The organism is Pantoea sp. EKM21T (assembly GCF_011800405.1).
GTDB lineage: Bacteria > Pseudomonadota > Gammaproteobacteria > Enterobacterales > Enterobacteriaceae > Pantoea > Pantoea agglomerans.
Genome location: NZ_JAALFV010000006.1, coordinates 103,332 through 125,602 on the forward strand (window position 1 = coordinate 103,332; position 22,271 = coordinate 125,602).

Here is a 22,271-nt window from a genome sequence, read left to right on the forward strand (position 1 = left end):
CGCAAAAATCAGGATTTTTGCTGCGTTAACAGCTGTTTGTAGTAGTCCCAGTCAAAAGCAGGTCCGGGATCGGTTTTGCGTACCGGTGCGATGTCACTGTGCCCCGTGATACGTGCAGGCGTTAACGGGTAGTGTTGCAGCAGTAATTGCGTCACCTGCTGCAAGGCCCGATATTGCGCCTCGCTATAAGGCTCACTGTCTGTCCCTTCCAGTTCGATGCCTATGGAGAAGTCGTTGCAGTTCTCACGTCCTTCGAACTGCGAAATGCCTGCATGCCAGGCGCGTTTATCAAAGGGGACATACTGCACGATCTCCCCGTCACGGCGAATAAGGCAGTGTGCCGCCACTTTCAGCGCGGCGATATCCGCAAAATAGGGATGGGCATCGGGCGGTAAGGTGCCGGTGAACAGTTTATCGATCCATGGCCCGCCAAATTCACCGGGTGGCAGGCTGATATTGTGGATCACCAGCAGTGAAGGTGCCTCATTATCAGGGCGTTCGTTGCAATGCGGCGACGGCACATGACGCACGCGGGTCAGCCAGCCCTGTTTGATTTTCATAGCGGTTTTCCTTATTTCACCTGGCTGAGAATAGCATGAATAATAAAGGATTCTTGCTTCTTAGTGTGCCGGTCTGATGACATTCACGCACTGCGTGTTAAGGATACTAAACAAAATACTATCAGTTGCTGGAACCGAATGGCGGTTCAGGCTATTGTGACCGCCTCTGTCATTTCCCCTTTCAGGAGTAAAACGCCTATGTCATCCCGTGGTTATGATCCCGACAGCCGTCGTCAGGCGCTGATTAAACGCATTGAAAGTGACATTCCGGATAGTGTTGCGCTGGCGTTAAAAGAGGATCTCGGGGGCGAGATCGACGCTGACCGCGATATCACCGCGCAGCTGTTACCCGCCGATACCCAGGCCGATGCGCAGGTCATCACCCGCGAAGCCGGTGTTTTCTGTGGTAAACGCTGGGTTGAAGAGGTGTTCATTCAGCTCGGCTCACACGCGACCCTGATCTGGCATGTCGAAGATGGTGATCAGATCGAGGCTGACCAGCTGCTGTTTGAAATCGAGGGACCTGCCCGGCTACTGCTGACCGCCGAGCGAACGGCGCTTAATTTTGTGCAGACGCTCTCAGGCGTTGCTACCGAAGTCAGCCGCTATGTCGCGCTGCTGGCGGGAAGCCAGACGCAACTGCTGGACACGCGTAAAACCCTGCCCGGACTGCGGACTGCGCTGAAATATGCCGTGTTGTGCGGCGGTGGCAGTAATCATCGGCTGGGCCTCTCTGACGCTTATCTCATCAAAGAGAACCATATTATTGCCAGCGGTTCGATTCGGCAGGCAGTGGAAAGAGCGCAATGGTTGCAGCCCGATGTGCCGGTTGAAGTTGAGGTGGAATCGCTGGAGGAGTTACGTCAGGCGCTGGAAGCGGAAGCCGATATCGTGATGCTGGATAACTTCAGCCTGGAAGCGATGCGTGCCGCCGTCGAACTTAATCAGGGTCGGGCGTTGCTGGAGGTCTCCGGTAACGTCACCGAAACCACCCTGCCACAGATCGCCCTGACCGGCGTGGACTATGTTTCGGTTGGCGCGCTGACCAAGCATGTGCGGGCGCTGGATCTCTCGATGCGCTTTAAACAAAAATAGCCTGCCTCGCCGTCACTCAACACGGTGATTTTGCGACCCTGCTTCCGGCGCAGTTTCGACTGCGCTGTAAGTCTGAAATCTGTTCACATCACGCTTTCCAGTTTGCCCATCTCTGCCTGTCTTTTACTGCTCCCGATTTTTAACCTGTCGCCTTCTTAATACGGAGACGATGTGATGAATTATCAACGTGGATTTACGCTGGTTGAACTGATGATTGTGGTGGGTATTGTGGCAATCTTAAGTGCCATCGGCCTGCCCGCTTATCAAAATTATCTGCAGCGTGCTGCCCTTACCGACATGCTGCAAACCATGGTGCCCTATAAAACCGCTGTTGAGCTTTGCGCCATGGAGCGCGGCGGCCCGACGCAGTGCCAGGCCGGAGAAGCGGGTATTCCTGCTGCCAGGGGATCGCGCTATGTCTCAGCACTGAGCGTGACCAACGGGGTCATTACGCTGACCGGCCAGGAGAGCCTGAATGGGCTGAGCGTTGAAATGCTGCCTCTCTGGGACAGCACCGAGGGCGGCATCAGCTGGCAACGCAGCTGCACCAGCAGCAACAATAGCCTGCGTGACAATTGCCTGCAGCAGTTCCGCTTTGCGGATAAAGGAGCCAGCGATGAGCAAGCCTGATGAGGCGATCGCGGCATTATGTCAGCGCTATCGCGCCCTGGTTTTGCACCATGATGCCAGCCAGCTGCGTGTTGCCGTCGCGGAGAGCGTGCCGCCAGGGCTGGCTGAAGCCCTCCATTTTGCCAGCCAGTGTCAGATTGAAATTGAATGCTGGCCGCAGGCCCGGCTCGACCAGCTTCAGCACGCTGACACACCGCTGGTGGCGCGCGAAGAGGCGCCCACAGAATCAGCGATCGAAGCGACACAGCTGATCCTGCGTCAGGCGCTGGAGCGTCGCGCCTCTGATGTCCATATCGAACCCGGCCGTGATGGCCTGCGGGTGCGTTTGCGTATCGATGGCGTATTGCACCCTCTATCTTCCCTGCCCGTCACCCAGCCTGCTGCGCTACTGGCGCGACTGAAGATCCTCGGCGGACTGGATATCGCCGAACGCCGGTTACCGCAGGATGGTCAGTTCAGTCTGGAGATCGCCGGTAAACCCGCCTCTTTTCGCCTGGCCACCTTACCCATCTACGGTGGTGAGAAAGCGGTGGTCCGGCTGTTGCAGAGTGAAAGCGCGGCGCTGTCGCTGGATAAGCTCGGCTTACCCGCCGCGCAGTTGCGCCTGTTCTGCGCCGCGCTGGCGCAGCCGCAGGGGCTGATTCTGGTCACCGGGCCTACCGGCAGCGGCAAGACGTTTACGCTCTATAGCGGACTCAGTGCCCTGAATACGCCGGAAAAAAATCTGTGCAGCGTTGAAGATCCGATTGAGATCCCCCTGCCCGGCGTTAATCAGACGCAGATCCATGCTAAAAATGGCCTCGATTTTAACCGCGTGCTGCGGGCGCTGCTGAGACAGGATCCAGATGTAATCATGGTCGGGGAGATCCGCGATGCTGAAACGGCGGAGATTGCGGTTAAAGCGGCACAGACCGGACATCTGGTGCTGTCAACGCTGCACACCAACTCCACCGCCGAGACCCTGACCCGGCTACGACAGATGGGTATTCCCGGTTATCTTCTGGGGTCGGCGCTGAAACTGATTGTTGCTCAGCGCCTGGTTCGACGCCTCTGTCCCCACTGCCGTCAGCCCGCTCAGGCGGTGGCGCACTATCCTGCGGAACTCTGGCCCGGTACCTTGCAAACCTGGCGAGCTCCCGGCTGCGACCACTGTTTTTCCGGCTATTTTGGCCGGCTGGCGCTGTTTGAACTGCTGCCGATCAATGCCAGGCTGCAAAATGCGATCGCCGCCGAAATGCCGCTGGAGAATTTGCTCAGCCTGGCGAAACAGCAGGGATTACGCACCCTGCTGGTTTCTGGCCTGGAAGCGGTAAGCCGGGGCGATACCTCGCTGGAAGAGATGCAACGGGTGATTGGGCTGGACGATGGCTGATGCGTCTTTATTTCGCTGGCAGGCGGTCGATAGCCAAGGCCAGTTAGTCAGTGGCCAGCTACTGGCTATCGACAGTGATAACCTGCTGCTGATGCTGGCGCAGCGCGATCTTCTGCCGGTGAGCTGGAAACGAGAAAAAGTGTGGCGTCAGAGGGAGTGGAAGTGGCAGCACAAAACCGATCTGATTCGTCAGCTGGCAACCCTGCTCAAAGCGGGACTGCCGCTGGCAGAGAGTCTGGCTTTACTGGCTGAGGGCCATCCGCATGCAGGCTGGCGTGCTCTGATGCTTGTCCTGCATCATCGGGTACTCAGCGGCGCCCCTTTTTCTCAGGCTTTACGTGAATGGCCGCAGATTTTTCCGGCACTCTATCCGGCCCTGATGGAGGTGGGCGAACTGACCGGTCAGCTGGATACCTGCTGCAGTGAACTGGCCCGGCAGCAGATCCGGCAACAGCAGTTATGGCATCAGGTGACGAAGGCGCTGCGTTATCCTCTGTTCATTCTGCTGGTGGCGATTGCGGTCACCTGCGGCATGCTCCTGTTCGTTCTGCCAGAGTTCGTTGCCGTCTATGACTCCTTTGATGCCCCTCTGCCCGCCTTTACGGCAGCGGTAATGCAGTTATCTGCCGCGCTTCAGGAGTGGGGAGCGATGTTAGCCATCGGCGTATCGCTGATGCTGGTGGCATGGCATCAGTTACGACGACGCTCTGCGGGCTGGCAGCGCCGTGAGCAGGCGATTTTCCTGCGCATCCCGCTGCTTTCCGGGTTATGGCGTGGCACGCAGCTGACGCAGATCTACACCATTCTGAATCTGACACAGCGTGCCGGGTTAACTTTGCTACAGGGACTGGCTGCCGTTGAAGTGACGCTCTCATCATTGCTATGGCGGGAAGCAATGGCCGGACTGCAGCAGCACATTGCTCAGGGGAATCCTCTGCATCAGGCGCTGATGCATCATCCGCTGTTCACACCATTATGCGGTCAGCTGGTTCGCGTCGGCGAAGAGGCGGGCGCGCTGGATTTAATGCTGGCTCGTCTGGCGGAATGGCATGAGGCAGAAACCCGTGAGCGCGCTGACACACTGGCTGCTTCGCTGGAACCGATGATGATGGTGGTGATTGGCGGCATTGTCGGCACGCTGGTGATTGCGATGTATCTGCCGGTGTTCGGGCTGGGTGATGCGATGCATTAAGGGGCGCAGGCTGCGCCCCGGATAACTATCGGTTGAAAACGCGGTTTTCCTGCTCATTAACCCGAATAAAGGTGGTGCGCTTGGTCAGCTCTTTCAGCCGCTCCGCCCCCACATAAGTGCAGGCGGTACGCAGTCCACCCAGGATATCACGCGCGGTGTCAGCAACCGGGCCACGTAATGGCAGCTTCACCGTTTTACCTTCTGCTGCGCGATATTGCGCGACACCGCCAACGTGACGCTTCATCGCCGATTCGGAACTCATGCCGTAAAACAGCATAAAGCTTTCGCCATTCTCTTCGACCACCTGCCCTTCACACTCATCATGTGCCGCCAGCATGCCACCCAGCATCACGAAGTCGGCACCGCCGCCAAACGCTTTCGCAATATCGCCAGGCACTGAGCAGCCGCCATCACTGACAATCTGTCCGCTTAAGCCATGCGCCGCATCGGCACATTCAATGACAGCGGAAAGCTGCGGATAGCCCACGCCGGTTTTCACCCGGGTTGTACAGACCGAACCCGGGCCAATGCCGACCTTAACGATATCCGCGCCAGAGAGAATCAGCTCTTCCACCATTTCGCCCGTTACCACGTTACCGGCACAGATGGTTTTAGCCGGGAAGGTTTCACGGGCGCGCTGCAGAAAATCAACAAAATGCTGAGAGTAACCATTGGCCACGTCGATACAGATAAACTGCAGATCGTCTGACAGCGCCATAATCGCAACCAGTTTATTGAGATCGGCCTCCGAGGTGCCGGTTGAAACCATCACATGTTGCAATACCGTCGCGGGAACGCGCTGAATAAACGCACGCCACTCATCTACGCTGTAATGCTTATGGACGGCCGTAAGGATATTGAAGCTGGCCAGCGCCTCAGCCATTGAAAATGTGCCGACGGTATCCATGTTGGCGGCGATAATCGGTACGCCGCTCCAGCTCAGGCCCGAATGTCTGAAGGTAAAGCTGCGTTCCAGCTCAACCTGTGAGCGACTTTGCAGCGTGGAGCGTTTGGGGCGGATTAAGACATCTTTAAAGCCCAGTTTTAAATCTTCTTCAATACGCATAAACAGTGTCCTGGTAAGTGGCAATGAATCGTCGTTCACGAAGTAAGCACAGCTCCAGTGACGTTATGATACGCGCCTCTCGCTGCGCGACAAGACTGCGAATTTCACTTTATTTACGCTACAATCCGTTAAATTTAATTGTGCTTTATCGGTGTGATCTGACGCGCATTTTTGCATTTTTTATACAGATCATTACCCTGAAGCCCTGTCGAAAAGAGAAGTCAGGTGAGAAACATGCCCTATATCGTCGCGCTTACAGGGGGGATCGGCAGTGGTAAAAGTACGATTGCCCAGGCATTCGCAGCGTCTGGCGTGGAAATTATTGATGCTGACCTGATAGCACGTGAAGTTGTCGAACCCGGCACACCCGCTTTGCAGGCCATTCAGGCGCGCTATGGCACGTCGATAGTAACTGATGAGGGGAAGCTTGATCGTAGCCGGCTTCGCGACATTATTTTTCAGCAGCCGGAAGAGAAAAGCTGGTTAAACGCGCTGCTGCATCCACTGATTAATGCCCGGACGCGTCAATTGATCGCCGAAGCCACCACACCTTATGTGCTCTGGGTGGTGCCGCTACTGGTGGAAAATCAGTTACAGCACCAGGCTGATCGGGTACTGGTGGTGGATGTCGATGAGGCAACTCAGTTAGCGCGCACCCGGCAGCGTGATCATCTTTCCGTCGCGCAGGCGAAACGCATTCTTGCCGCACAGGCGACGCGCCAGCAGCGCCTCGCCTGTGCCGATGACATTATTGATAACAGTGGCGAGCCCGACGACGCCTTGCCGCAGGTTGCCGAACTCCATCAGCGCTATCTCAGGCTGGCGGCAACGAAACAGGATTAATACCATGAGCACACCCGTTCTGTTTGAACACCCACTGAATGAAAAAATGCGAACCTGGTTACGGGTTGAGTTTTTGATCAATCAGTTAGATGAAATTGTCCCACTGGATAAAACCGTTAATGCGCTGACCTTTTTTCGCCTGATTAGCGAGCTGCTCGACATTTTTGAGCGTGGCGATATGCGTACTGAATTGTTAAAAGAGCTGGAGCGTCAGCAGCAAAAGTTACGTGCATGGGCTGATGTGCCAGGTGTTGATATGACGCTGGTTAATGCCCTGCGCGATAAACTCAAAATTCAGTCAACGCAGTTGATGAATGCCCCACGTATGGGCCAGCAACTCCGCGAGGACCGTCTGATTGCCCTGGTGCGGCAGCGCCTGAGCATCCCTGGTGGATGCTGCAGCTTTGATTTGCCGGGCCTGCACATCTGGCTCCATCTGCCGCAGGAAGCACGCGATGCGCAGGTCGAAGCCTGGATGCTGACGCTGGAGCCACTGCATCATGCGCTGGCGATGATACTGGATCTGATCCGCCAGTCCGGCGCGTTTCATGTGCAGACCAGCCTTAATGGTTTTTATCAGGATAATGCCGAAGGCGCCGATCTGTTGCGACTGCAGTTGTCGCTGGAGGATGCGCTCTATCCACAGGTGTCCGGACATAAAAGCCGCTACGCCATTCGTTTTATGCCGCTTGATAGTGAGCGTGGTGAAGTTCCGGCCCGCCTTAATTTTCAACTGGCCTGTTGTTAGAGGTAAAAATGCAGCAAGAAGTGATGACCGTTGCCTGTCCGCAGTGCGGCAAAGATGTGATCTGGGATGAACTCAGCCCGTGGCGCCCCTTTTGCAGTAAGCGCTGCCAGCTCATTGATTTAGGTGAGTGGGCCGCAGAAGAGAAACGCATTCCCAGCCGCGACGATATGAACGACAGTGACAACTGGAGTGAAGAAGATCGCTGACAGCCGAACCGGATGGGGCACGCTGCCCCATCCGCTCAGAGTTCGCCGGCGATCAGACGCGCAATCAGCTGATGATTCGCGGGCGGAAACTCCTCCGCGACCAATGCATGCTGATCAACCCAACGCTGCGGCTGACCCTCTTTGCCCCACGGCTCTCCTTTCCACCCTTCAACCAGAAAGAAATGCAGCGTCACCCGCAGATCGTCATAGCTGTGGTCTGCATGACCAATCGGGCGTGCCTCGGTGACCTCAATCCCGGTCTCTTCCTGAAGTTCCCTTATCAATCCCTGTTCGGCGCTTTCGCCCACTTCAATCTTACCGCCAGGAAACTCCCACTTGTTCGCCATGTAAGAGGTCGCCGCGCGCTGGGCAAGGAAAATTTGTTTACTGGCATTGCGAATGATGCCAACTGCAACCTGCAGGTGCTTCATGGAGACTATCCGGTAGTAATGGGTGAATGAAGCCTGATTTTAGAGCATGACGTAGCGGATGTTAACCGCTTTAGCTCAGCGGAGTCGCTGTTGCCTGGGTGGCAGAGACCATAAAAAAAGGAGCCAGCGGCTCCTTTTTTATTAGCATTCAGTCTCAGGCGATGCGGCCATGACACTGCTTGTACTTTTTACCGGAACCACATGGGCAGGGATCGTTGCGGCCGACTTTGCGTTCGCCACTCTGCTCCGCCACAGGCTCTGCTGCTGCCAGCAGATCCTCTTCAACATGGCTCAGCTGCTGTTGCTGTGCCAGACGTTCAGCTTCTTCGCGACGTTGTTGCTCCATCGCTTCAACTTCTTCTGGCATGCGCACCTGGACTTTGCTCAGTGTACTGATCACTTCGTATTTAAGAGATTCAAGCATCGCAGCAAACATGGCGAAGGATTCACGCTTGTACTCCTGTTTCGGATCTTTCTGCGCATAGCCGCGCAGATGGATGCCCTGACGCAGATAGTCCATCGCGGCCAGATGCTCTTTCCACAGCGAATCCAGCGTCTGAAGCATCACGCCTTTTTCGAAGTTGCGCATCATTTCTGCGCCAACGATCTCTTCTTTCTCAGCGTAGCTTTCCATAGCATGGGTCATGATGCGCTCACGCAGCACTTCTTCATGCAGGTCAGGCTCTTTATCCAGCCACTCTGCAATCGGCAGGTTCAGATCGAAGTCAGTGCGCAGACGCTCTTCCAGGCCTGGCACGTCCCACATCTCCTCCAGCGACTGCGGCGGAATGTAAGTATCGATGGTGACTTTGTAGACGTCGTGGCGAATGCTGTTGATGGTTTCGCTAACGTCAGACACATCCAGCAGCTCGTTACGCTGACTGTAGATGGCGCGACGCTGGTCATTAGCCACATCATCATATTCCAGCAGCTGCTTACGAATATCGAAGTTACGGCTTTCAACTTTGCGCTGGGCATTGGCAATCGCTTTGGTGACCCACGGATGCTCAATCGCTTCGCCTGGCTTCATGCCCAGTTTACGCATCATATTCGAGACGCGGTCTGAGGCAAAAATACGCATCAGCGCATCTTCCATCGACAGGTAGAAGCGAGAAGAACCGGCGTCACCCTGACGACCTGCACGACCACGCAGCTGGTTGTCGATACGACGCGATTCGTGACGCTCAGTACCAACGATGTGTAAACCACCTGACGCCAGAACCGCATCATGACGAATCTGCCATGCCGCTTTAATCTCTTCGATTTGCGCTTCAGTTGGCTCTTCCAGTTCGGCCACTTCAGCGTGCCAGCTGCCGCCCAGCATAATATCTGTACCACGTCCGGCCATGTTAGTGGCGATAGTGACCGCACCCGGCTGACCAGCCTGCGCCACGATATCCGCTTCGCGGGCGTGGAATTTGGCGTTCAGAACGTTATGTTTGATACCGGCACGGGTCAGTTCGTTAGAGACCACTTCTGATTTTTCAATCGAGATGGTTCCCACCAACACCGGCTGACCATTGGCGGTGCGCTCACGGATATCTTCGATAATGGCATCGATCTTCTCTTTCTCGGTCATGTAGACCAGGTCAGCCAGATCTTTACGCACCATCGGACGGTTGGTCGGCACGACAATGGTGTCGAGCTTATAAATGGAGCTGAATTCAAATGCTTCGGTATCTGCGGTACCTGTCATACCGGCCAGCTTCTCGTAAATACGGAAGTAGTTCTGGAAGGTGATAGAGGCCAGCGTCTGGTTCTCGTTCTGGATCTCAACGCCTTCTTTCGCTTCAATCGCCTGATGCAGACCATCAGACCAGCGACGACCCTGCATGGTACGGCCGGTGTGTTCATCAACAATCACCACTTCGCCATCTTTCACGATGTAATCAACATCGCGGGTAAAGAGTGCGTGCGCACGCAGCGCCGCGGTGACGTGGTGCATCAGCATGATGTTGGTCGGAGAGTAGAGTGACTCGCCCGCTTCCATGATGCCCTCGCTGACCAGCAGCTCTTCCACTTTGACCAGACCGCGCTCAGACATGTGAGCCTGACGTGCTTTTTCATCGACCCAGAAGTCGCCTTCACCCTGATGGGTTTCGGTATCTTCTTTATCCTGGCGAACCAGATGAGGGATGATCTTGTTCACTTTGGTGTAAAGCTCAGAACTGTCTTCTGCCGGACCAGAGATGATCAGCGGCGTACGCGCTTCATCGATCAGGATGGAGTCGACCTCATCCACCAGCGCATAGTGCAGTTTACGCTGTACACGCTCTTCCGGGCTGAAAGCCATGTTGTCGCGCAGGTAGTCGAAGCCATATTCGTTGTTAGTGCCGTAGGTGATGTCTGCTGCGTAAGCTTCACGCTTTGCCACCGCCGGCAGGCCCGACATGTTGATACCAATGGTTAAACCCAGGAACTCAAACAGCGGACGGTTGTTTTCCGCATCACGCTGTGCCAGATAGTCGTTGACGGTAACCACGTGAACGCCTTTGCCGGACAGCGCATTCAGGTAGGCTGGCAGCGTTGCGGTCAGCGTTTTACCTTCACCGGTTCGCATCTCAGCAATGCAGCGATCGTTCAGCACCATGCCGCCGATCAGCTGCACGTCGAAGTGACGCATCCCGAACACGCGTTTACTCGCTTCACGCACGGTTGCGAACGCTTCCGGGATCAGGCTTTCCAGCGATTCACCTTTTTTCAGGCGTTCGCGGAACAGATCAGTTTTCGCTTTCAGTTCATCATCAGAGAGCTTCTCAAAATCGGGCTCCATCTTATTGATGACGTCCACCACTTTACGCATACGACGCAGGGTACGATCGTTACTGCTACCAAAAACCTTGGTTAATATTTTGCTTAACATAGTAAATATATTCTCAATTCAGCCGGAGCATTCCGGACTGCGAAATCTTAACAGAGTGAATAAAACCAAAAATATTAGCAGAACAAACGGGCAGGTCCGGCGCGAATGCCATGCACGCTGGCATGCCACTCTACCCATGAACGGGTAACGGCCGTGAAAAGAGGCGGCGTAGAGATCTGCTGCGGTGCAGTGTGCAGCGCAGAATGTGATGTCAGTAAACTATGCAGTGAGTCGATCAGCGCCAGCTTTTGTGCCGCCAGCGGTAATGCCTGTTGCTCCGCCTGCGCCTGGGGCGCCAGCGTGAAAGAAAGATGACGAATAACGGTACGGATGGCGTGCTGATGCCAGTAATCCACGCTGAAGCTCGGGCGTCGGGACGCTTCCTGCAGCCGGATCAGGTGATCAAAGCGTGTGGCATTGCCAAGAAAGAGACTGCTGGCCGGAGATTCAGACGACGCGTTGAGTTCGGAGCTTTGCGCACAGGCTGGCAGGCCAAAGCTGGCCGCTACCATCCCTAACAGGAGATGAGGCCAGAAGTAGCGTCTACCTAATTGTCGCCAGCGCAGAAGAATCCCGATCACAACCTTTCCATCGCGCATGCTCTGTTGCGCTCTTGTTTTCTGGTACCCGCCGCGAGCCGCAACGGATTTCGGCCTGTAAAAGCGCCACAGATAGTATCATTAATGTGGGGCATCCACACCTGGGATTAAAGTGATGGCGAGAGAAAACACGTGTGATTGTTCAGCAAATCAGCAGAACAGACAACGCTTTGCGAGCGAGGTCGCAGTCATCAGGCGTGTGATAAGAGGCAATAAAAAACGGCTGGCGCCGCTGACCGGAGAGGGTGTCAGCATAACCAGCCGTTTCACGTTCCGGGGTATTAAGCCAGAACCAGATTCGGTGCTTTGAATGCCAGCGGCAGTTCAGCTTCGTCTTCGAAGGTTGCCCATTCCCAGGCTTCCTGCTTAGCCAGAACCGCTTGCAGCAGCTTGTTGTTCAGCGCGTGGCCCGATTTGAACGCAGTGAATGCGCCAATGATGTTGTGACCACACATAAACAAGTCGCCAATCGCGTCCAGCATTTTGTGACGGACAAACTCGTCCTCAAAACGCAGGCCTTCTTCATTCAGTACGCGGAAATCATCCAGACCTATCGCACAATCTAAGCTACCGCCCAGGCACAGGCCTTTAGACTGCAGATATTCGATTTCACGCATAAAGCCAAATGTACGCGCCCGGCTAATTTGACGAACAAAGGCGTCAGCAGAGAAGTTCATCGCATAACGCTGTGAGCTGGAATCAATAGCCGGGTGTTTGAAGTCGATGGTGAAATCAAGCGAGAAGCCGTTAAACGGTTTGATCTCGGCCCATTTGTCACCCTCTTCCACACGCACGGTCTGCTTAACACGCACAAATTTCTTCGCGCTGTTGAGCTGCTCGATGCCCGCATCCATCAGCAGATAGATAAACGGTGCTGCGCTGCCATCCATGATCGGGATTTCTGGCGCATCGACTTCAACAATAATGTTGTCGATACCCAGACCCGCCAGGGCGGCATTGAGGTGTTCAACCGTGGAAATACGCACGCCTTCATCATTCACCAGGCAGGTACTCAGCATGGTGTCGCGCACGTATTTTGCATCAGCCGGAAAATCTACCGGTGGATTCAAGTCGGTGCGACGATAGATGACCCCGGTATTAGCCGACGCAGGGCGTAATGTCAGGGTGACTTTTTTGCCGGTATGTAAACCGACACCAGTCGCCTGAACAATACGTTTTAATGTCCTTTGTTTGATCATCGTATTATCTCGCAATATCACCTGTCCGACCGCCAGTATACTTTACCAGCGGACAGAGACTTTAGCACAAAGAGCGGAGAATCCCAATTATAGGGTTAATCCTAATCGGCCTGCTTACGTAAAAAGGCCGGAATATCAAGATAATCGGGCTCTTTGTTCGACTGCGCAGCCTGGTCGTTAACGACTTTGGCAGCAGGTTTCTGCTCCTGCGGCAGCGGTGACATACCGTGCTGCTGATAGCGATGATCCATCACTGGCTGACTGGCTGGCTTGTTGGTTACCAGGGTGATTTCAGGACGCTTGTCCATGCCGATACCGGTTGCCACCACGGTAACGCGCAGTTCGTCATTCATTTCCGGATCCAGTGAAGTACCGATCACGACGGTCGCGTTGTCAGAGGCGAAGGCGCGTATAGTGTTACCCACGGTCTCGAACTCATCCAGACGCAGGTCGAAGCCCGCCGTAATGTTGACCAGCACGCCACGCGCACCAGAAAGGTCGATATCTTCCAGCAGTGGGCTGGAGATCGCCATTTCAGCCGCTTCTTCCGCACGATCTTCACCGCACGCGACGCCTGAACCCATCATCGCATAGCCCATTTCGGACATGACGGTACGCACGTCAGCAAAGTCGACGTTCATCAGGCCAGGACGGGTGATCAGCTCAGCGATACCCTGAACGGCGCCTTTCAGCACGTCATTAGCTGCACCAAACGCATCCAGCAGAGAGATACCACGGCCCAGCACTTTCAGCAGCTTGTCGTTTGGAATGGTGATCAGTGAATCGACATGCTTAGAGAGTTCGGCGATCCCCTGCTCGGCAAACGCCATGCGCTTTTTGCCTTCGAAGTTGAACGGCTTGGTGACAACCGCCACCGTCAGGATACCCAGCTCCTTAGCCACTTCAGCCACGACAGGCGCTGCACCGGTACCGGTACCGCCGCCCATACCTGCTGCGATGAAGACCATGTCTGCCCCTTCCAGCGCAGAACGCAGTGCTTCGCGATCTTCTTCTGCAGAGTTACGGCCCACTTCCGGGTTCGCACCCGCACCCAGACCTTTGGTAATGTTATTACCGATCTGAATGGTCTGGCCGACAGCTGTTTTACGCAGCGCTTGCGCGTCGGTATTCACAGCAAAGAATTCCACACCTTCGATACGCTCGCGTACCATGTGCTCTACGGCGTTACCGCCGCCGCCACCGACGCCGATGACTTTAATCACCGCGTCGTTGGTTAATTCCATAGGTTCAAACATGATTTCTCTCCGTTATGTGCCTGTCGCCTGGAGATCACTAAAGAAAACAGCATGATCCCCTTTCACAAAAATTAAAACTCTTTTTTTAACCAACTGTTAATACGCTTGAACCAGTTACCTACTGAGACCCGTTTTTCGGTCTCTGCATCACCGTTCATGTGCGACTCTTTGCCGTAATGCAACAGTCCCACGGCAGTGGAGTAGTACGATTCCTGCGCATAGTCAGTCAGGCCGGTAATATTCAGCGGCTGTCCGATACGCACCTGCGTATGGAATACGCGTTGCGCACAGGCCGCCAGTCCTTCGATTTGCGCTGCACCACCGGTCAGGACAATGCCTGCGGCTAAGTGATGCTTCACGCCCTGCTGACGCAGTTGTTCCTGTAACTGCAGAATCTCGTCATTGACCAGATTCAAAAGTTCGGTGTAACGCGGCTCAATCACTTCAGCCAGCGTCTGACGTTGCAGGCTACGTGGTGGACGTCCGCCCACACTCGGCACCTCAACGTTCTCATCTTTGCCGACAATCGAGCCCAGCGCGCAACCATGGCGCACTTTGATCGCCTCAGCATCCGTTGGTGGTGTGCCAAACGCATAGGCGATGTCGCTGGTAACGACGTTGCCTGCATACGGAATAACCTTAGTGTGCCGTAAAGCGCCGCCGGTATATACGGCTATGTCCATTGTACCGCCACCAATATCGACAACACACACGCCCAGCTCACGTTCGTCTTCAGTCAGAACGGCAAAACTGGAGGCGAGACCGGCAAAAATCAGCTGATCCACTTTCAGCCCGCAACGCTCAACGGCTTTAACGATGTTCTTAGCCATATCGTTGTGGCAGGTGATCAGATGCACTTTCGCCTGCATACGCACGCCGGAAAGCCCGACCGGATTTTTAATCCCTTCCTGATAGTCGATGGCGTATTCCTGAGGAATGACGTGCAGGATGCGATGCTCGTCACGTACTCTCACCGATTTGGCGGTATGTACGACGTTCTCTACATCATCCTGAGTCACTTCCTCTTCGGAAATCGGAACCATCCCGATTTCGTTCTGACAACTAATATGTTTGCCCGATAAAGCAAGGTAGACGGAGGAGATCTGGCAATCTGCCATCAGCTCAGCCTGATCGATGGCGCGCTGAACGCATTTCACCACCGACTCAAGGTCGTTTACGCCACCTTTATCCATACCGCGGGAAGGGCAGCTGCCCACCCCAATAATGTTGACCATACCATCGGGCAGAACTTCCCCAACCAGGGCGGCAACCTTCGCAGTGCCGATTTCGAGTCCAACTACCAGTTTTCTGTCCGTTGCCTTGATCATTGTTGTTTAGCCTGTGCCTGGTTCTGTTGCTGATTACTGTCCTGTGGCTCCATCACGATCGGTGTCCAGCCAACAGAAGCGCCAGAGTCGTATCGTAAATCCACGTAGCTGATACGTTTGCTCTCGTTCTGACCTTGCTGTTGCAGCACCGGGTAGAGCTCAATAAAGCGATTCAGTCGTTTCATGGTGTCGCTGCGGCCCAGTTCGATACGAACATCGTCGCTGGTGACCAGCTGCCATGAACGCCGCGCCGTCATCGACGCCACCTTCAGAGTAAACTTCCGGGCTTTCAGCACATCATCCATGCTGTGATAGCCCGCCAGGACCTCTTTCTCACTCCCTTCCGGCCCGTATAACATCGGCATTGTCTCTTTGCCGACATGACTGGCGGGTACGCTGAAGGAGACACCCTCAGCATCCACCATGTGCAAATCGTTCCAGCGCGCCACCGGTGTGTACTCCACAAGGTGGATCTTCAGTTCGTCCGGCCACTGCTTACGTACGCTGACCTGCTTAATCCAGGGCAGCCGCTCAATCTGCTGCTGCAGGATGTCCACGTCCTGAGACATAAACGTACCAGGCGGACCCAGCGACAAAATCGCCTGACGAATATCATCGTGTGTGGTGTAGTGCGTCTGTCCTGTCACCACCAGTTTTGACAATGGCAGCCGGGACGCATCGTTCATCCACTTCAGTACCACCAGCCCGCCAGCAACCATAATCCCGATGACGATCAGCAGAAAAATAATGCCGAACAGTCGGGCACCGTTACTGCGCCCGGTGCGAATACGCTCCTGCGGTTCACGGTTTCGAACTCTCATCGCCGCCTGTGACATATCAGTCGGCCAGCTCCAGAATATGGGCAACCAGCTGCGGGAAGCTCATGCCCGCCTGTTTCGCTGCCATTGGCACCAGACTGTGGCTGGTCATGCCCGGTGAGGTATTGGCTTCCAGTAACTGAAAGCGCCCTTCCCCGTCGGTCATCACATCAACCCGTCCCCAGCCGCGACATCCCAGCGCACGCCAGGCCGCAAGTACCAGCTGTTGTAATTCCGCTTCACGTTCAGCGCTTAAATCGGCCGGACAGACGTACTGAGTATCGTCAGAAATGTATTTAGCTTCATAGTCATAGAACTCGCTGGCGCTCTTTATTTCAATCGAGGGCAGAATACGATCGCCCACAATCGCGACGGTATACTCCGCGCCGCTAAGAAACGCCTCGACCAGCACGTCATTGTCATGCTTAAACGCCATGTCCAGTGCCGCCGGCAGCGCGCTCAGATCGTTAACCCGACTGATGCCCACGCTGGAGCCTTCACAGGCTGGCTTGACGAACAACGGCAGGCCAAGTGCCGCAATTGCCGCGTTGTTTTCTGCGTCCAGACCGGCATCAAACTGCTGACGCGTCAGCCAGACAAACTTTCCTGACGGTAAACCACGTCCCTGCCACAGCAGCTTGGTGCGCAGCTTATCCATAGTCACGGCCGATGCCATCACGCCGCTGCCGGTGTACGGCAGTTGCAGGAACTCCAGCACCGCCTGCAGCGTGCCATCTTCGCCGCCCCGGCCATGCAGTGCGATAAAGGCTTTGGTAAAGCCCTGCTCTTTCAGCGTCAGCACAGAGACATCACGGGTATCGATGCCATGCGCATCAATGCCCATTTCCCGTAATCCGGCGAGGACGGCCTGACCTGAGTTCAGCGAAACCTCGCGCTCTGCCGAGGTGCCACCCATTAATACTGCAACTTTATCCGCCATGACGATCCTCCGCTTTGCGTTCCGGCTGGAGCTTAGTGTCAGCCAGCTTGCGGGCAACCTTGCCGACGTTACCGGCTCCCTGCACCAGAATCAGGTCATTGCCTGACAGCAGCGGTGCCAGCATCTCTGGCAGCGCGTCATGTTCCGGCACCAGAATCGGATCCACCTTGCCGCGATTACGAATCGCACGGCACAGCGAACGGCTGTCAGCACCCGGAATAGCGGTTTCACCGGCAGAGTAAACATCCAGCATCAGCAACACATCCACATGCGACAGTACGTTGGCGAAATCATCAAACAGATCGCGGGTACGGCTGTAACGGTGCGGCTGAAACACCATCACCAGTTTTTTATCCGGCCAGCCTGCGCGCGCGGCTTTAATTGTCGCGTCCACTTCGGTGGGATGATGACCGTAATCATCAACCAGCATCGCGGTGCCCGGCTGTCCGTTGACCGGCTCTGTCGGGAATTCACCCAGCAGATCAAAGCGACGGCCCGTGCCCTGGAAACTCTCCAGCGCAGCCAGGATAGCATTGTCTTCAATGCCTTCTTCACTGGCGACGGCGACGGCGGCTGCCGCATTCAGGGCGTTGTGGCGTCCCGGCGCGTTCAGCGTAATCTGCAGCGGTGCTTTATCCTGACGGATCAAGGTGAAATGCCCCTGCGCGCCACTCTGTTCATAATTTTCAATGCGCAGGTCAGCATCATCACTGAAACCGTACGTGGTGATATGGCGTCCCACGCGTGGGATCAGATCACGAATAACCGCATCATCCACACACATCACCGCACGACCGTAAAACGGCAGGTTGTGCAGGAAGTTAATAAACGTCTGCTTCAGGTTCTCAAAATCGCCCTGATAAGTGTCCATATGGTCAGCTTCGATGTTGGTCACAATCGCCACCATCGGTTGCAGATGCAGGAACGACGCATCACTCTCATCCGCTTCAGCAATCAGATACCGGCTGTGACCCAGACGGGCATGGGTGCCTGCTGCTTTGACCAGTCCGCCGTTAACAAAAGTCGGATCGAGACCCGCTTCCGCATAAATACTCGACACCATCGCCGTGGTGGTCGTTTTGCCATGGGTACCCGCAACGGCGATGCCGTGACGAAAACGCATCAGCTCAGCCAGCATCTCCGCGCGACGGATCACCGGGATACGCTGTTCACGTGCCGCCACCAGTTCTGGGTTATCCTGCGAAACGGCGCTGGAAACCACCACGACGCTGGCATCGGTCACGTTTTCGGGGCGATGGTTAAAATAAATGGTGGCACCCAGCGCAATCAGGTTCTGCGTCACCGGGTTAGGGGCCAGATCTGAACCGCTGATATGGTAGCCTTCATTTGCTAACACTTCGGCAATACCGCCCATGCCAGCACCGCCGATGCCGACAAAGTGGATGTGCCGGACGCGACGCATCTCGGGCACGATAGAACGCAGTTTTGCCAATTGTTGTGTATTCATCGCTCTCAGTTACCTGCTATTTCAGTTTGTACCCAGTCCGGGTACAGGTCAGACGCGCTGACCGGAATGATTACTTTGCGGCGCGAGCCACTTCCTGAGCGACCCGTTCAGTCGCATCGGGGATCGCCACCTGACGGGCCTGCTCAGCCATCGTCAGCAGTGTTGCGCGATCCCAGTGGCGTAGCTGATCCGCTACAGCCTCCGCAGTAAATTGCGGCTGCTCAAAAATTCTGGCGGCGCCCGCTTTCTCCAGCGGCAGCGCGTTCCAGTACTGCTGGCGATCTTTGTGCTGAAATGGCACGAAAATCGCCGGTAAGCCAGCGGCAGCGACTTCGCTCACGGTTAACGCGCCGGAGCGGCACACCACCACATCAGCCCAGGCGTAGGCGGCAGCCATGTCATCAATAAACTCGCTCACCTTGTGCTGCGTCTGCCCGACCTGCTGATAAGCTTTCTCTGTTTCGGGCAACGACCCTTTACCGGTCTGATGCCACAGGGTGATCTCATCACCCACCAGCGCGGCAACCTGCGGCAGCGTCTGGTTCAGTATCCGCGCACCCTGACTGCCACCGATCACCAGCACCCGTATCGGGCCATGACGATCTGCCAGACGTTGCGCGGGTAAAGGCAGTGCCAGTACATCAGTGCGAACCGGATTTCCCACCACATCGGCGGCGGGAAACGCGCCCGGAAACGCCTGCAATACTTTCGTAGCGATTTTCGCCAGCCATTTGTTGGTCAGCCCGGCAATACCGTTCTGCTCATGCAGCACCACCGGAATACCGCAACTCCAGGCCGCTAAGCCGCCAGGACCGGAAACGTAGCCACCCATGCCCAGCACGACATCCGGCTGCCAGGCCTTCATGATGCGACGGGCCTGACGCCATGCATTAAAGATGCGCAGCGGTGCCAGCAGCAACGCCTTCATGCCTTTACCACGTAATCCGCTGATGCGGATGAAGTCGATGTCGATGCCGTGCTTTGGCACCAGATCGGCTTCCATACGGTCAGCAGTGCCTAACCAGCGGACCTGCCAGCCCTGTTCCATCAGATGATGGGCGACAGCCAGACCGGGAAAGACATGTCCGCCGGTTCCGCCTGCCATCACCATCAATCGCTTACCGCTCATCGACCACCTCGGGTAAACGCCTGCGCTTTCGCCAGGCGCGTTTCATAATCTATGCGTAATAAAAAGACGATGGCAGTCGACATAATGATCAGACTTGACCCACCGTAACTGATCAGCGGTAAGGTCAGACCTTTGGTCGGTAACATACCGGCTGCTGCACCGACGTTAACCAGCGCCTGGAAGCTGAACCAGACTCCGATTGAACAGGCTAAAAAGCCGGAAAAACGCTGATCCAGTTCCAGAGCACGACGGCCAATCGACATCGCACGAAAAGCGACGAAGAATACCATTAAAAGTGCCATTACCACACCGACGTAGCCGAGTTCTTCCCCGATGATGGCGAAAATAAAGTCGGTATGCGCTTCGGGCAGATATTCCAGCTTTTGCACGGAGTTACCGAGCCCCTGGCCCCAGAATTCCCCGCGACCAAATGCCATCAGTGACTGGGTCAGCTGGTAGCCGCTACCAAAGGGATCTTCCCACGGGTTCCAGAACGAGGTCACACGGCGCATACGGTAGGGTTCTGCAATGATCAGCAGGATCACCGCAAAGATGCCGGAACCGATGATTGCCAGGAACTGCCACAGTTTGGCGCCCGCCAGGAACAGCATCGCCAGGGTCGTCACAAACAGCACAACCACCGTACCGAGATCCGGCTGCGCCAGCAGTAACACGGCCAGCACCACCATCACGCCCATCGGCTTACAGAAGCCCCAGAAGTTGTTACGCACCTCTTCCACTTTGCGCACCAGATAACTGGCGAGATAGCAGAACAGAGAGAGCTTCGACAGCTCTGCAGGCTGAATACGCAGCGGACCCAGCGCGATCCAGCGCGATGCACCGTTAACCGAGCTACCGACCACCAGAACAATCAGCAGCATCGCGACCGTGACCATCAGCATCACGTTGCTGTAGCGCTGCCAGAAATCCATCGGCACCCGCAGCGTGACCAGCGCCATACATACAGCCAGCACGATGTAGAAAGCATCGCGCTTGGCAAAATAAAAGAGATCGTCATTCAGACGCTGACCCACCGGCATTGAAGCCGACGTCACCATCACGAAACCAATCACCGCCAGGCCCAGCGTCAGCCATAGCAGTGTGCGGTCATAGAGCACCAGCGAAGAGTCATCACTTTCGCGTGCGCCCATGACCCAGTCTTTCAGGCGTCCTGAGAAATATCCCGCCAGTCCGGCACCAGGAATACGCATCAGCTCAGCTCCTTCGCCAGTTGCGCGAACTGCTCACCGCGCTGCTCAAAGTTTCGGAACTGGTCAAGGCTGGCACAGGCTGGCGACAGCAGAACCATATCGCCTGCTTTAACCTGCGGCGCAATCTGCTCCATCGCCTGGCGCATGGTTTCAGTGCGCACGGCGATTTCAGGACGCAGCGCCGCCAGCGCATCGCCATCGCGACCAAAGCAGTAAAGGCGCACATTGTCGCCCTGCAGCCAGGGGATCAGCGGCGTAAAATCGGCCGACTTGCCATCACCGCCCATCAGCAGCCACAGCGTTCCCTTCACCTGCAGGCCATTCAGCGCTGCTTCGGTGCTGCCGACGTTGGTGGCTTTGGAGTCATTGATCCAGCGCACGCCCTGATGCTCATGGACCAGCTGGAAGCGATGCGCCAGACCGTTAAAGTGCGTTAAGGCGGCCAGACTGGAGGCGCGTGGCAGACCCACCGCATCGGCCAGCGCCAGCGCAGCCAGCGCATTGGTGTAGTTGTGCTGTCCCACCATCTTCATTTCGGCCGTGTTCAGGACCTTCTCGCCTTTCACCCGCAACCAGATACTGCCCTGCTGCTTGTTAAGGTGGTAGTCCCCGAAATCGACACCAAAGCTGACGCAGCGGGTGTCCGCGCCGCGTACCGGCATCGTCAGGGCATCATCGGCGTTAACGATGCAGACCTGTGCATTTTCATAGACCCGCAGCTTAGCGGCGCGATACTGCTGCATACCCAGCGGATAGCGATCCATATGATCTTCGCTGACGTTAAGTATGGTTGCCGCCGCGGCTTTCAGACTGTGCGTGGTCTCCAGCTGAAAACTGGAGAGTTCCAGTACATAGAGTTGCGCCGGTGACTGCAGCAGACTCAGCGCGGGCAGACCAATATTGCCGCCGACGCCCACCTGCCAGCCTGCGGCTTTCGCCATTTCACCCACCAGCGTAGTCACCGTGCTTTTACCGTTGGAGCCGGTGATCGCCACGATCGGCGCCTGCGCCTCGCGGCAAAAGAGCTCAATGTCACCGACAATTTCAATGCCGGCTTCGACGGCTTCGCTGAGAATCGGATGCGCCAGCGCGACGCCAGGGCTGGCAACAATCAGATCGGCCGCCAGCAGCCAGTCGCCGTTGATGCCGCCCAGATGGCGTTCAACCTGCCCGGGCAATTTATCCAGCCCCGGTGGCGAGACACGGGTGTCCATCACGCGAGGCGTTACGCCCTGCGCTAAAAAGAAATCAACACAGGAGAGCCCGGTGAGGCCCAGCCCGATGATGACGACTTTTCTACCCCGATAGTCAGCCATG

At 55.9% G+C, this 22,271-nt stretch carries 21 protein-coding genes; 7 read left to right on the forward strand and 14 right to left on the reverse strand.

Annotated features, from left to right (window positions below; genetic code table 11):
* Positions 1–8: 8 nt before the first annotated feature.
* Positions 9–560 (reverse strand): 1,6-anhydro-N-acetylmuramyl-L-alanine amidase AmpD, encoded by a 552-nt coding sequence (gene ampD / locus HFD87_RS13635; RefSeq protein WP_010671836.1) that lies wholly within the window; start codon positions 558–560, stop codon positions 9–11.
* 198 nt (positions 561–758) lie between these two features.
* Between ampD and nadC the strand changes: the two genes are divergently transcribed.
* From nadC to hofC, 4 genes are all read left to right on the forward strand, one after another.
* Positions 759–1,655 (forward strand): carboxylating nicotinate-nucleotide diphosphorylase, encoded by an 897-nt coding sequence (gene nadC / locus HFD87_RS13640; RefSeq protein ID WP_010671835.1) that lies wholly within the window; start codon positions 759–761, stop codon positions 1,653–1,655.
* Between the two features lie 174 nt (positions 1,656–1,829).
* Entirely contained in the window at positions 1,830–2,285 is a 456-nt protein-coding gene (ppdD, locus tag HFD87_RS13645; RefSeq protein WP_010253922.1) for a prepilin peptidase-dependent pilin, read from the forward strand.
* Complete coding sequence (gspE, locus tag HFD87_RS13650; RefSeq protein WP_158149560.1) at positions 2,272–3,657, forward strand: type II secretion system protein GspE; 1,386 nt, start codon at positions 2,272–2,274, stop codon at positions 3,655–3,657. Before ppdD ends, gspE begins: the two co-directional genes overlap by 14 nt.
* Positions 3,650–4,849: a protein transport protein HofC gene (gene hofC, locus HFD87_RS13655; RefSeq protein WP_167423561.1), complete on the forward strand. Its 1,200-nt coding sequence runs from the start codon at positions 3,650–3,652 to the stop codon at positions 4,847–4,849. The genes gspE and hofC overlap by 8 nt, the downstream gene beginning before the upstream one ends.
* A gap of 25 nt (positions 4,850–4,874) precedes the next feature.
* On the opposite strand, the gene HFD87_RS13660 is transcribed toward hofC, so the two are convergent.
* The gene (locus tag HFD87_RS13660; protein WP_167423562.1) at positions 4,875–5,915 is read right to left on the reverse strand and encodes a GMP reductase; all 1,041 of its coding nucleotides are present in this window, start codon (positions 5,913–5,915) and stop codon (positions 4,875–4,877) included.
* Positions 5,916–6,149: 234 nt separating this feature from the next.
* Here HFD87_RS13660 and coaE point away from each other — a divergent pair, with 234 nt between their 5' ends.
* The 3 genes from coaE to yacG are packed head-to-tail and all read left to right on the forward strand — an operon-like array spanning position 6,150 to position 7,712.
* Entirely contained in the window at positions 6,150–6,758 is a 609-nt protein-coding gene (gene coaE, locus HFD87_RS13665) for a dephospho-CoA kinase (RefSeq protein WP_010253911.1), read from the forward strand.
* A gap of 4 nt (positions 6,759–6,762) precedes the next feature.
* Complete coding sequence (gene zapD, locus HFD87_RS13670) at positions 6,763–7,506, forward strand: cell division protein ZapD (protein WP_033756556.1); 744 nt, start codon at positions 6,763–6,765, stop codon at positions 7,504–7,506.
* A gap of 8 nt (positions 7,507–7,514) precedes the next feature.
* Positions 7,515–7,712 (forward strand): DNA gyrase inhibitor YacG, encoded by a 198-nt coding sequence (gene yacG, locus HFD87_RS13675; protein ID WP_010253903.1) that lies wholly within the window; start codon positions 7,515–7,517, stop codon positions 7,710–7,712.
* 35 nt (positions 7,713–7,747) lie between these two features.
* On the opposite strand, the gene mutT is transcribed toward yacG, so the two are convergent.
* From mutT to murD, 12 genes are all read right to left on the reverse strand, one after another.
* Entirely contained in the window at positions 7,748–8,143 is a 396-nt protein-coding gene (mutT, locus tag HFD87_RS13680; protein WP_033780583.1) for an 8-oxo-dGTP diphosphatase MutT, read from the reverse strand.
* A 154-nt stretch (positions 8,144–8,297) separates the two neighbouring features.
* Entirely contained in the window at positions 8,298–11,006 is a 2,709-nt protein-coding gene (gene secA, locus HFD87_RS13685) for a preprotein translocase subunit SecA (protein ID WP_010671827.1), read from the reverse strand.
* Positions 11,007–11,080: 74 nt separating this feature from the next.
* On the reverse strand, positions 11,081–11,587 hold the full coding sequence (secM, locus tag HFD87_RS13690) for a secA translation cis-regulator SecM (protein ID WP_231113919.1): 507 nt from the start codon (positions 11,585–11,587) through the stop codon (positions 11,081–11,083).
* Positions 11,588–11,886: 299 nt separating this feature from the next.
* The gene (lpxC, locus tag HFD87_RS13695; RefSeq protein WP_010253894.1) at positions 11,887–12,804 is read right to left on the reverse strand and encodes a UDP-3-O-acyl-N-acetylglucosamine deacetylase; all 918 of its coding nucleotides are present in this window, start codon (positions 12,802–12,804) and stop codon (positions 11,887–11,889) included.
* 101 nt (positions 12,805–12,905) lie between these two features.
* Complete coding sequence (gene ftsZ / locus HFD87_RS13700; RefSeq protein ID WP_010253892.1) at positions 12,906–14,060, reverse strand: cell division protein FtsZ; 1,155 nt, start codon at positions 14,058–14,060, stop codon at positions 12,906–12,908.
* A 71-nt stretch (positions 14,061–14,131) separates the two neighbouring features.
* Positions 14,132–15,388, reverse strand: a complete 1,257-nt coding sequence (gene ftsA, locus HFD87_RS13705; protein WP_010253890.1) for a cell division protein FtsA — start codon at positions 15,386–15,388, stop codon at positions 14,132–14,134.
* The gene (ftsQ, locus tag HFD87_RS13710; protein ID WP_010253887.1) at positions 15,385–16,224 is read right to left on the reverse strand and encodes a cell division protein FtsQ; all 840 of its coding nucleotides are present in this window, start codon (positions 16,222–16,224) and stop codon (positions 15,385–15,387) included. The genes ftsA and ftsQ overlap by 4 nt, the downstream gene beginning before the upstream one ends.
* Before the next feature lies 1 nt (position 16,225).
* The gene (locus HFD87_RS13715) at positions 16,226–17,146 is read right to left on the reverse strand and encodes a D-alanine--D-alanine ligase (protein WP_010253885.1); all 921 of its coding nucleotides are present in this window, start codon (positions 17,144–17,146) and stop codon (positions 16,226–16,228) included.
* Positions 17,136–18,614: a UDP-N-acetylmuramate--L-alanine ligase gene (murC, locus tag HFD87_RS13720; protein ID WP_010253883.1), complete on the reverse strand. Its 1,479-nt coding sequence runs from the start codon at positions 18,612–18,614 to the stop codon at positions 17,136–17,138. The genes HFD87_RS13715 and murC overlap by 11 nt, the downstream gene beginning before the upstream one ends.
* Before the next feature lie 70 nt (positions 18,615–18,684).
* Entirely contained in the window at positions 18,685–19,743 is a 1,059-nt protein-coding gene (gene murG, locus HFD87_RS13725) for an undecaprenyldiphospho-muramoylpentapeptide beta-N-acetylglucosaminyltransferase (protein ID WP_163799010.1), read from the reverse strand.
* Positions 19,740–20,954 (reverse strand): cell division protein FtsW, encoded by a 1,215-nt coding sequence (ftsW, locus tag HFD87_RS13730; RefSeq protein ID WP_010253879.1) that lies wholly within the window; start codon positions 20,952–20,954, stop codon positions 19,740–19,742. Before ftsW ends, murG begins: the two co-directional genes overlap by 4 nt.
* Positions 20,954–22,270 carry a UDP-N-acetylmuramoyl-L-alanine--D-glutamate ligase gene (gene murD / locus HFD87_RS13735; RefSeq protein WP_010253876.1) on the reverse strand — a complete coding sequence of 439 codons (1,317 nt, stop codon included), beginning with the start codon at positions 22,268–22,270 and terminating at the stop codon, positions 20,954–20,956. Before murD ends, ftsW begins: the two co-directional genes overlap by 1 nt.
* Between the last annotated feature and the right edge of the window lies 1 nt (position 22,271).